The 484-nt window shown below is 65.9% G+C and carries 1 protein-coding gene; it reads left to right on the top strand.

What is annotated here, in order from left to right; all coding sequences use genetic code 11:
- Positions 1-484, top strand: a 484-nt coding sequence (locus AC1D0P_RS28775) for a putative sulfate exporter family transporter (protein WP_477679853.1), incomplete at both ends; no start/stop codon positions are given.

Raw genomic sequence — 484 nt, 5'->3', positions numbered from 1 at the left:
CCTTTACCGCGGCACTCGGCATCGTCGTCGTCCTTCTCCTGCCGCCGCTCTTCCCGCTGTTCCATCTCAGCCAATGGCAATATGGCGTCTTCGCCGGCATGACCGTCTATGCCGTGCCGCAAGTGTTGGCCGCTACCGCGCCGATCGGCGTGGCGAGCGTGCAGATCGGCACCTTGGTGAAGCTGATGCGGGTCCTGATGCTCGGTCCCGTCGTGCTGGCGCTGCGGCTGAAGGACGGCAGGAGCGGAACGCAGGCGGGCGGCATCGCCTTTGCGCGCCTGGTACCATGGTTCATCATCGGCTTCTTCGCCATGATGTGCCTGCGCAGCTTCGGCCTCGTTCCCGTAACAATGGTCGACACCGCCAAGGCCGGTTCGGCCTTGCTGACCACGGTCTCGATGGCCGCACTCGGCCTTTCGGTCAACATGCGCACCGTCTTCGCCTCCGGCGGCCGGGTGCTTCTGGCCGGCGTGCTGTCCCTGAC

This window comes from Polaromonas sp. P1_G2 (genome assembly GCF_056405515.1).
The sequence above is the reverse complement of the archived record's forward strand: the minus strand, read 5'-3'. Positions and strand labels throughout refer to the sequence as shown.